We start from the raw sequence: 10,689 nt of genomic DNA, 5'->3' as shown, positions 1-10,689 counted from the left end.
ACGTACACACTATTATAGAAAAGTTAAAACTTTGGTTAAAAATACAGATGAAGATATTTTCCCTGGGTTGATTGAAGGTTTTAATGTGATGTATGGCGCTCCTAAAATAGATTTAAAAACCATCAATCCGGTAGAAAAAATCCGTACTCAAAATATAGAACATGCTATTTTGAGTATGGCTGTGCTCACCACAAGAGATTTAGGTCAGCCCTTTGCCTTGTATGAATGTTCTAAAACCCAGCCAGAATTTCTGGATGATTCAGAGATTAAAACTTTACTGGAGTTTGTTCGCGGTTTTCTGTTTTTCGGGAACAACCTGTTTTATCTTTCTGAAGATGGTTTATCCCGCAATATTAAATGGCTGGATAAGAATGAGGATATTGCGCTTCCTTATACCAAGGCTTTTTTTGGATGGAGAAATTTGAGCGATGAGCAAACGCACATTGCTTTCCATGGTATGAATTATCTTTTTAGAGGTTTTGACAGAATGCGCATGGAGCGAAAAGTCGATGAAGAAAGATCTTTGGAAGATTTTGATTTATTTGTGAAAGACATGAATAAATTAGGTCTTCAAACTGAGCTGGTATGGATAGTTGACGCTTATTTAAACCTGAAAAGAGAAAATCCGGAAAAGGCAGTTCCTGCTTTAAAAAAGCTTAAAACCAGCCCACTATTTTCAGAGGCTGAACGTGAAGCCATTCAAAAAACAATAGATTATGTTAAAAATCGTGATGCTGATGCAGCCTTGAATGGGGTTTACGATAAAACATTTATGGCGAAACTGGCCTCAAAATATATGATTTCTGTGTTATCGAAAATTGATTGGGAAAAGGTTTTACGAGAGAATAAGGTACCACATACAGCAGAGATTTTTGCAGGCATTAATAAATTCAAAGCGATGTCTAACGCAGTAAGTCAGTACACTCAAGCTACAACCATCGAAAATGGTAAAAAAGAAATCACTAAAAAAGGAAGTGAACTATTGGAGAAGGCAAAGAATTTATGGTAAACTAATAATGTAGCTAACTTCAGACTCAACTGTTGTCACGCCAAACATTACAACATTCCAACATTTCAGTATTGCTACATTTCAATCCTAATCCTTAACTTTGCGATATGATTGATTTACCGGTAGTACCTGCTGTGACTGAAGTTAAACGTAAACCAGATTGGTTACGCGTTAAATTACCTGTTGGAAAAGAGTACGCTCAAGTGCGCAGTTTAGTTGATACGCATAAATTGCATACCATTTGTGAGAGTGGAAACTGCCCGAACATGGGTGAGTGCTGGGGTGCAGGTACGGCAACATTCATGATTTTAGGCAACATTTGTACCAGAAGCTGTTCATTTTGCGCAGTGGCAACCGGCCGCCCTTTGGCTGTTGATGTTGATGAGCCTAACCGCATTGCCAGTTCGGTAAAATTAATGGGCGTGAAACATTGTGTAATCACCTCGGTAGATCGTGATGATTTAAAAGATGGAGGTTCAATTATTTGGGCTGAAACCTTACAAGCCATCCGCAGAGAAAGCCCGATCACTACGCTAGAAACTTTAATCCCTGATTTTAAAGGTCAATGGGATAATTTATACCGCGTTTTAGACGAACGCCCTGAAGTCGTTTCGCATAATATGGAAACCGTAAAACGCCTGACCAGACAAGTGCGTATTCAGGCGAAGTATGATAGAAGTCTGGAAGCTTTAAAAAGAATCTCTGAATTTGGGTTGAGAACCAAAACGGGAATTATGCTTGGCTTGGGTGAAACTGAAGAAGACATTTTCGAAGCCATGGATGATTTGGTTGCAAACGGTGTTCATATCCTAACATTAGGTCAATATTTACAGCCAACCCGCAACCACCATCCAGTTGTAGATTGGATTCATCCAGATACTTTTGCGATGTACAAAGAAGTAGGATTGGCAAAAGGATTGAAATATGTGGAGAGTGGTCCACTGGTTCGCTCATCTTATCATGCAGAAAAACATCTTTTCCCTATTGAAGGCATTGCATAAACATTAATTTCGCAGTTTATAATTAAAAAATGTTTTAGAAATCGCATTCCGGCAAGGAATAGATTTGTAAAACTATTTTTTTGGTTTGTATGTTGTGTATTGTATCTTAGTAACCAATAGTGACTGCATTAAAAAAATCATCCCTAACAGAGCCTGAACTTGTTCTTGCATTGCAATCGAAAGATCCTGCAGTATTAAAAACATTGTACAGCATGTATTCCTCGGCACTTTATGGTGTTATTTCACGTATTATCACACATACTGAACTTGCAGAGGATGTGTTACAAGAAACCTTCGTTAAAATTTGGCAATCCGCCGCTCATTACGATAATACTAAAGGCCGCTTGTTTACCTGGATGATGAATATTGCAAGGAATTTATCTATTGATAAGCTGCGATCTAAAGATTTTAAGAATTCACTCAAAAACCAAGATATAGAAAATAACGTAAGTTTCGTTGATGAACAAAACAAGGTGACCTTTAACCCTGACGTACTTGGAGTTAAGCAACTTGTAGAGAACCTGAAACCAGACTTACAAGCAGTTCTCAATTTAGTTTATTATAAAGGCTACACCCATGTGGAGGCAGCAGAAAAGTTAGATCTGCCATTAGGAACGGTAAAAACCCGGATCCGCCTGGCTATTATAGAATTGAGAAGGAGTTTTAATTGAGCGTGGAAAATTTAAAAGCATATATCGAATCTGGAGTACTTGAGTTGTACGTTTTAGGTGATTTATCACCAGAGGAAACGTTGCAGGTTGAAGAAATGGCATCTCAAAACCCTGAGGTTAGAGATGAGATAGCAGCTATTGAGCTCGCTATGGAAAACTATGCTATGCAGAATGCCATAGAGCCATCTGCGGATGTAGAAACTAAATTGTTTGAAAAGCTTGGACTGCAAAATGAGGATGAAGTAGAAACAATTGGCTCTACCCCTCAATACCAGGAACAATCGCGAATTGTGAGGTTAGACAATAGTGATGGAAAGATAAGGACGTTGCGTTTTGCCCTGGTAGCTTGTATAGCATTGCTAGTAGTGAGCGGCATTGCATTGCTAATTACATACAATAAATTAAATGCTGCCCACGATCAGATTGCGAGTTTAAACCTGGATAAGCAAAAATTTGCCGGTATAGTGAGTCAGCTTGAGTATGAGAATAAAGGGTTGGACAATATGGTAACCATGGCCGACAGCAAAGAATGGGCAACCATCAGAATGTCAGGCCAGGCTTTTAGCCCGAATTCGAAAATGAATGTTTACTGGAATAAAAAAGATAAGAGCGTATTGATTAACTATGTGGCGATGGATTTACCAAAAACTGATGCCCAGCATGAATACCAACTTTGGGCGCTAGTAAATGGAAAACCTGTAAGCTTAGGGGTTTTCGGAAAAACTGATTCAGCTACTCATGAGGCCTTGCAAAAAATGCAAACCATACAAGAGGCACAGGCATTTGCTGTTACCATCGAACCGATGGGCGGTAGTGTTAATCCAACGATGGAAAAGCTTTCAGTGATGGGTGGTGTTTAATTAAATTTTAAATCATAAAATATATATGAATCCCGGCAGTTAACCTGCCGGGATTTTTTCTATACTATGATTTCTGTGCATATTTTACTTCTTCGTAAGGCTGAACCAAAACCCAGCCTTCGCCAAAAAACTCCAGTTGAAAAGATTCGCCACTTCCTCTTCCAATAAAAGAGCCAAAAGTGAGGTTGGTTTTAATATTTGGCGATAAATTTTCAGACCAGGCGACAGTAGCATTTGGATCAGTATATACCGGTTGGTTTGCGCTAACCCTTAACAAAATTGGTTCGCCGTGTGTGGTAATGGCGATGTAGCCACTTCCGGATAATTTTACCTGGAATAAACCTCCACTCATCATTCCAGCAACACTTTTCAGCATTTTAATTTCATTTTTAATGCTCTCTTCGAGTGCCAAAACATCATTGCCATTCACAAAAATAGATTCGTTTTGCAGTTTAATAATTTTTACTTTCTTGCCTTCGTCGGCCAGATAAAGTTTCCCCGTACCTGCAGCATGCATCAACGATGTGCCTTCTCCTGAAATTGCCTTTTTCAACAAACCACCCAAACCTTTACTTAGCAATCCTTCGCGTTTGAAATCAACATTGCCAATATAAGCCACCATCGATCCCGCTTTCGCTAATATTTTTTGGTTTTTAAGGTTTACTTCCAGCATTGCTGGCTTTTCCAACTCGAAAAAGTCGTTTTCGTTCGGATCTTCCGCCGATTCCCTGATCAACTCGTTGAGGGTATATTCTTTTTTTTCCATCGTAATTTAGTTTTATTTTTTTAACGTTCCTTGAGCAATCAATTTCTACACCAAAATCTAATGAAACTGATTATCTAATTTACTGCAACTTTAGCTGGAAGATAAGGTCAGTAAAATTTAAGCAAGTCGCTTGATTTCTACAGCTATCTGTTCAGCTAAGAGGGCCGCATTTACCACAATACGTTCAGTGGCCAGTTCATCTCCGGTTTTACCATGCAGGTAACAGGCTAAAATGGCAGCATCTTCCGATGAGTATTTTTGAGCAAGAAATCCTACAATTACCCCCGTCAAAACATCCCCCATCCCACCCTGGGCCATTGCCGGGTTACCCGTTGAATTGATATAAATTTTACCATCTGGTAAACAAATGAAGGTAAATTGATTTTTCAGGACAATTACTATTTTAAGTTTTTCAGCCTGAAACTTAGCGGTTATTACCCGATCCCACCAGCTGTCATGATCGCCAAAAAGGCGGTCAAATTCTTTCATGTGTGGTGTAATGATGCTTTTTGCAGGAATTCTTTCAATAAGATCCGGCCTTTCTGCCAACATGTTAAGAGCGTCAGCATCAATAACCAAAGGTTGGTTACTCAAAATAAGACGTTCCAAAAGTCGCTCATTCTCGATTGAAATTCCCAAACCCGGACCAATGGCAATGGCTTGAAATTTTGCAGGGTTTTCAATACGCGTAAACTCCTCTCTCGGCAAGGCCATTACTTCTGGCAATGTTGTATTCAATGCTATCAATCCGCTTGGCGGAATGCATGCTGTAATTAAACCCGCCCCCGTATGTAAACAAGCTTTTGATGCAAGCAGCGCAGCACCCATGGTATTGGTATTACCGGATACAATTAAAGCATGTCCATAGGTGCCTTTGTGACTAAAAAGTTTTCTGGGTTTAAGAATATGATGGATATCGGCTTCTTCTGTTAAAAGAAAATCAGTTTCTTGCTTCTGGATAAAATTTTCATCTAACCCTATTGCAACAACTTCATAAGTTTCAGTTGCCATTGCCGATTCCGGGAAGAAAAAGTTGATTTTGGGCCGTTGAAAGCAAATGGTTTTATAAGCTTTTACACCATTATAGTCAGCCCTTATTTTCCCCTCTGCAGGGAAACCAGTGGGCACATCAACAGCATAAACTTTTTTATTTAAGTTATTAATGTATCCGGCTAATTCGGCGTATTTTCCTTCTAGAGGCTTGTTTAAGCCAGACCCTAAAATCGCATCGATAATGATATCTGCTTTAACATTTTTCAATTCAGCAACGCTGTTAACTACAGTTTTTCTACACCTTGATTCATCTAAACGTTGTAAATTGATGAGAAAATCTTTACTTTTTTTATCACTGAAATTTAAGATGTAAACCTTTACATTTTCACAGCCATTGTTGCAAAGCAAATGAGCAATAGCCAATCCATCTCCACCGTTGTTTCCATTACCACAGAATACAGCAATTTTTTTACTGGCATCAAACTCATCCCTCAAAAAGCTTTGAACAAAAGAACGGGCGGCTTTTTCCATTAAATCAATAGAGGCAATCGGCAGATTAGCAATGGCATGTTCATCGGCCTTACGCATTTGTACAGATGTGAGCAATTTTTGCATATAACTAATATAAGATTATATGAGCTAATGCGAAGAATATCATTTTATTCAAAGCAGATTGCTAACCTAGATCAAGGTGAACAATTCGTTATCAATGGTGATCAGAATATACATTTTATAACCCTTTTAACGTTTTCTATCTAAATTAAATTAAACTCTAATCAAATGAATCAAAAACCATCAAATGCATTTGTGGCTGCGGCCTGGATTGCATTGGGCATCGGAATGATTGGCTTTATTGTAGGCCTTTGGCGTTCCGATATGCTCCTAAACGAAAAAGGATACTATTTTACCGTACTGATGTTTGGCCTTTTTGCCGTAATTTCATTACAAAAAGCTGTTCGTGATAAACTGGAAGGCATTCCTGTAACCGAAATCTATTATGGTTTAAGCTGGTTTTCTACCTTACTTACCATTACATTGCTTGTTATCGGTTTATGGAACGCTACACTTTTACCAAGCGAGAAGGGATTTTATGCCTTTGCCTTTTTACTCTCGTTATTTGGCGCCATCACGGTGCAAAAAAATACGAGAGACAGCCAGATTTTTAACAAATTAAGGGATTCGCAATAACCCGAATAAAGCCGGTAGTTAAACACTATCGGCTTTTTGATGTTTCACAGGAGCGATTAAACTTGCTTGAAATACAAGCAGTGCTTTCTTTGCCGCAAAATGGGTTTGAGTAATTACATTTAAATAATCTTCCAAGGCAGCAAACAAAACTTTCAGTTCCTCATCAAAGTATAAATCGGCGCCAAAATATTTGTAATCGTGATTCAAATATTCCTTTAAACGAAGCCGTTCCTCTATCTTAAAGCTATCTCGATATTGATCATCCTCTAAAATGAAGAGAATACTTTCCTTAAACCTTTTTTCTTCTTTTTTAACCAGTACGATCTTATTTTTAATAAAATTAGGGTGATTAACGCTGTGCAAAAAAGACGTAGAACTTAATAAATCGGTATAAATAATCTGTTGCTCCTTGAATTTATTGGCTATTTGCTGATAGGAAATCGCCAACCTTTCGAACGATTCATAAACATCCTGTGCTCTGGCTTCAAGGCGGAAATGCTCGAAAATTTTGAAATCAATATCATCCAGCTGTTCCATTTTAGTCTTCATTTCTGCATTCAGATATTCTAACATTTTTCTGCTATCAGCTTTTGAATATTTTAGCCCGCTATAGGTAAATGTTTTTGCTTCGATCAAACCAGAATCCAACCTGTCAATTACATTATAATCTGCCTCCAGCGCATTTAAATCATAAATCAAACTTAAATTTTCTTCTCCAAATAGTTCTACTATACTTAAGTTGGTTATGGTATTTGGTTTTGCAAAATCACTTGAGCTATACTTTGTGAACGGATTCCGAAAATCGAAATATCCATTAAATTCATCAGGGAAAGAATGATCATCATTTTGCCCGATTAGATCAACTTCAAAATCAGCTGCGCTTTGATTCACGGGGTCATTGCTGTAATTAACACCAGCAAACATAAAACCCGTAAGTTGCGCCGCAATTTCATCTTTCTTCACTAATAAATCTACCGCTAATCCATCCTGTTCATCTTCAACACCAGCATTCAACAGCTCTAAGCGTCTTATTCTATCTTCGGTTTCCGGATGTGATGAATATTCATGGTTAAAACTAAGTTTAGATTTGTTGAAACGATTGTAATAACTCAGATTGACTTCAGGAAAAAAATGAGTATAAGTCAGTTTATTTGCTTTGGCAATAAAATTCATTGCCATTAATTGTTGTGGATAAACATCTGCGGTTTTAATGTTGGCTTCGATTTTCCGATTGTAATAGCTAAGCACAGTGTCAAATGCCTGATTAGCAAGCTGCATCCGCAAGAGTGAATTAATAAGCGGCTTCGAACCCACCACATGCCCCGCCACGGCATCAGCATGATATTCCATCTCATGAGAAAGTTTGGAATAGTTTGTATTAAGCACTCCATAAACCTTAACTAAAATTTCCTGCATTAAAACAATAATTTTGTCTGATGCAAGAACAAATATCCCTAAGTAGGAATTTGATTCGGCAATTTTTCCTGTTACCTGATTGTAGCTTTCATTATCATACAAAATATCATGAATGATGCTATTTGCGTTATAAACATAACTGCCAACTTTCATACTTTTCTGCGAAAAATGTCCAAACTCATGCGCCAATATCGCTTTTAACTCATTTATTGTAGTGGTATTAATAAGGCCCATACCAATTTGAAGATTTTTGCGAATTGGCAAAAACATGCTCCAAAAGTTCGAATCATAAAAAACAGATGCATTAACTTCGGCAGAGAGATAAACTTTTTTAGGAAAATCGGTCTGTACTGCGCTTATGATTTCGTCAATCATCGAAAATAATTTTGGCTCCTCAACCCTTGTTACTTCAACCAAGTGTGAGCGGTCTGTTTTTTTATGCTTAAACATAAATTTAATCAGAAAAAAGAGGATCAAAAAGCCGAAACCAATCATACCGAGGCCTAGCAGAATGGTGTAAAAGTGAGTATAAAACTCCATTAACTTTATGCCCAGATAGCCACAAACCAAAGTTAATGTAACGGAGATGACGATGAGAAAAATATAGGTAAAAATGAACAGCAAAATTGCCCATATTGATTTAATAGCCGTTCTTCTAAAATCTTTGGATGGCTTGAGTGCGTTTTCCAACATGAGATGAGGTTTGTTTATGCAAGATAACAAAATCAGGATTTTCTACAATCTGTAGACCGTATAAAAAATTTATAAGCATATTTGCTTACTGGGCGATAAACATATATTTTAAAGGAAAAGCACAAGAAAACCATGTCAGATAAAATCATAATAGGAGTTACCGATTGTAGCAAATTCGATATTTACAGTGATTGGGTTTTAAGTTATGATAAGCGGGTTGAGGTGATAAAACTGGGCTATAAACTTGATAACTTTAATGATATTGAAAAATGTAACGGAATTGTTTTAACTGGAGGAGAAGACGTTCACCCCAGATTTTATAACCTTCCAGAGTATTATCACTATTGTTATGAAGATGATGTGGATGAAAAGCGTGACGCATTCGAATTTCAGGTTTTGGACTATACGGAGAAAAATGATGTGCCAGTTTTAGGAATTTGCCGAGGCATGCAAGTTGGCAACGTATTTTTTGGTGGCACTTTAATTCCTGATATAGCCTCCTGGGGAAAATTTGATCATAGTAAAATGCCTGATAAGAGTGACCGTTATCATGAGATTATTGTAAATGAATCATCATGGCTTAATACAATTGTTCATACCACTAAAGGCCTGGTAAATAGCAATCACCATCAAAGTACAGATCGTACCGGAAAAGGATTAGTAGTTAGTGCAATCTCACCTGATGGTGTTACCGAAGCGATGGAACGACTTGATCCAAATGGCAAATCATTTCTACTGTTTGTGCAATGGCATCCTGAAAGGTTAAAAGACCAGCAAAGTCCATTCAGTAAAAAGTTGCATGAGGCGTTTATTAATGCGATTATTTCCGGTAGGCAATAATGGATGTTACTTTAACATAAACACATTGCTGTCATTCCATTTTCCATCAATATAAGCACCGTTATAAGCACATTCCAATCCTTTTTTTTCATTAATGGTGATGGCGCTATACTCAAAACCATAAATTTCATACTGCTTTTCGGGCGTAACTAATTCAAGTGTATCGTGAATGGAAAACCCGTCTGTGTATCGGAATTCTTTTGTTTTTGGATCTTCTGTCATCACTTTTTTTACTGGCTTACCAGCACCGTTTTTAAGTTTCAAAGTTAATTTGTCAAGACCGGTGCGCTCTGGCAATACAAAAACTAAAGTCGTTGATTGATTAGCGTTTTGTTCACAACCACTTTTAAACTCCTCATCCTTAAAAATTTGAGATAAAAACCCGTAAACCATGTAAGCAATACCTACTGCTACAATCACGAAAATTATTTTTTTGTTCATCTAGAAATTTATAGTGGCACAAAGGTTTTTGTTATTCATTTTAGTAAGTGAAATTTATGCAAAATCCATTAAAATAAAATCAAAGCCATCTTTTTTTAATAAATTGCGGATTAATAATTATTCGATTATACCGCAGTTTATTGATAATGAAAAACCTATTTCGGATTTTTTCCATCTGCTTATTCTCAGCAAATTCTTACGCTCAAAGCATAATAAGTGAACCTGAAGTTGCTGAAGGCGACAGTCCGGTTGCGCAAGCGCAAATTGCCATCATACCAGAACCTGTTTCATTAATGAAAAAGGCTGGAACGTTTACGCTTCCGGAAAATATCAGCATTCAGGCATCTAAAAGTGAAGATTTGCAACAAGCGATAGTTGTGCTTTCTGAACGGATTGAAACGGCTACAGGAAAGTTTGTAAGCCGTGTAACTACTGCAAATCATCCTACCATTAAATTAATAATCAATCCGCAACCTGATGCGCAATTGGGCATGGAAGGCTATAAACTAAATGTAAACCCAACTCAAATTGTAATTAGCGCCAACAAACCCGCCGGAATTTTTTGGGGTGTTCAATCTTTAATCCAGCTTTTTCCAGTAGAAATTGAAAGTAAGGAGATGGTAGAAAACGTGAAGTGGAAATTGCCTTGTGTGGATGTGATCGATTATCCTAAGCTGGGTTGGAGGGGATTGATGTTTGATGTTGCCCGCCATTTTTTTACCAAGGAAGAAGTGAAAAAGTTTATCGATAATATGGTTCGCTATAAATTCAATCTTTTACACTTTCATTTAACTGACGATGAAGGATGGAG

Annotated in this window: 11 protein-coding genes; 7 read left to right on the top strand and 4 right to left on the bottom strand. The window is 37.4% G+C overall.

Annotated features, from left to right (window positions below; genetic code table 11):
• The 4 genes from ON09_RS19215 to ON09_RS19200 all read left to right on the top strand — a co-directional run.
• Positions 1-1,009 (top strand): hypothetical protein (locus ON09_RS19215; RefSeq protein ID WP_010602694.1); only part of this gene is annotated, 1,009 nt, incomplete at its 5' end.
• A gap of 107 nt (positions 1,010-1,116) precedes the next feature.
• Positions 1,117-2,010 (top strand): lipoyl synthase, encoded by an 894-nt coding sequence (gene lipA / locus ON09_RS19210; protein ID WP_010602693.1) that lies wholly within the window; start codon positions 1,117-1,119, stop codon positions 2,008-2,010.
• A 119-nt stretch (positions 2,011-2,129) separates the two neighbouring features.
• Positions 2,130-2,681 carry an RNA polymerase sigma factor gene (locus ON09_RS19205; RefSeq protein ID WP_010602692.1) on the top strand — a complete coding sequence of 184 codons (552 nt, stop codon included), beginning with the start codon at positions 2,130-2,132 and terminating at the stop codon, positions 2,679-2,681.
• A 2-nt stretch (positions 2,682-2,683) separates the two neighbouring features.
• Entirely contained in the window at positions 2,684-3,541 is an 858-nt protein-coding gene (locus tag ON09_RS19200) for an anti-sigma factor (protein WP_039842919.1), read from the top strand.
• 64 nt (positions 3,542-3,605) lie between these two features.
• Here the strand turns inward: ON09_RS19200 and ON09_RS19195 are convergent, their stop codons facing one another.
• Both ON09_RS19195 and ON09_RS19190 read right to left on the bottom strand, forming a co-directional pair.
• Positions 3,606-4,307 (bottom strand): AIM24 family protein, encoded by a 702-nt coding sequence (locus ON09_RS19195; RefSeq protein ID WP_010602690.1) that lies wholly within the window; start codon positions 4,305-4,307, stop codon positions 3,606-3,608.
• A 117-nt stretch (positions 4,308-4,424) separates the two neighbouring features.
• Positions 4,425-5,915 carry a bifunctional ADP-dependent NAD(P)H-hydrate dehydratase/NAD(P)H-hydrate epimerase gene (locus ON09_RS19190; RefSeq protein ID WP_029204479.1) on the bottom strand — a complete coding sequence of 497 codons (1,491 nt, stop codon included), beginning with the start codon at positions 5,913-5,915 and terminating at the stop codon, positions 4,425-4,427.
• A gap of 165 nt (positions 5,916-6,080) precedes the next feature.
• Here ON09_RS19190 and yiaA point away from each other — a divergent pair, with 165 nt between their 5' ends.
• Entirely contained in the window at positions 6,081-6,488 is a 408-nt protein-coding gene (yiaA, locus tag ON09_RS19185; RefSeq protein ID WP_010602688.1) for an inner membrane protein YiaA, read from the top strand.
• Between the two features lie 18 nt (positions 6,489-6,506).
• On the opposite strand, the gene ON09_RS19180 is transcribed toward yiaA, so the two are convergent.
• Positions 6,507-8,597 (bottom strand): M48 family metallopeptidase, encoded by a 2,091-nt coding sequence (locus tag ON09_RS19180; protein ID WP_010602687.1) that lies wholly within the window; start codon positions 8,595-8,597, stop codon positions 6,507-6,509.
• 132 nt (positions 8,598-8,729) lie between these two features.
• On the opposite strand from ON09_RS19180, the gene ON09_RS19175 reads away from it, so the two are divergent.
• The gene (locus ON09_RS19175) at positions 8,730-9,437 is read left to right on the top strand and encodes a gamma-glutamyl-gamma-aminobutyrate hydrolase family protein (protein WP_010602686.1); all 708 of its coding nucleotides are present in this window, start codon (positions 8,730-8,732) and stop codon (positions 9,435-9,437) included.
• Positions 9,438-9,443: 6 nt separating this feature from the next.
• Here ON09_RS19175 and ON09_RS19170 read toward each other — a convergent pair whose 3' ends face one another.
• Positions 9,444-9,878 carry a hypothetical protein gene (locus ON09_RS19170; protein WP_010602685.1) on the bottom strand — a complete coding sequence of 145 codons (435 nt, stop codon included), beginning with the start codon at positions 9,876-9,878 and terminating at the stop codon, positions 9,444-9,446.
• A gap of 146 nt (positions 9,879-10,024) precedes the next feature.
• On the opposite strand from ON09_RS19170, the gene ON09_RS19165 reads away from it, so the two are divergent.
• On the top strand, positions 10,025-10,689 hold a 665-nt coding region (locus tag ON09_RS19165), incomplete at its 3' end, for a glycoside hydrolase family 20 zincin-like fold domain-containing protein (protein WP_010602684.1).

This window comes from Pedobacter agri PB92, from assembly GCF_000258495.1.
Lineage (GTDB): Bacteria > Bacteroidota > Bacteroidia > Sphingobacteriales > Sphingobacteriaceae > Pedobacter > Pedobacter agri.
Note: the sequence above shows the minus strand (reverse complement) of the source record. Positions and strands in the feature narration are given on the sequence as shown.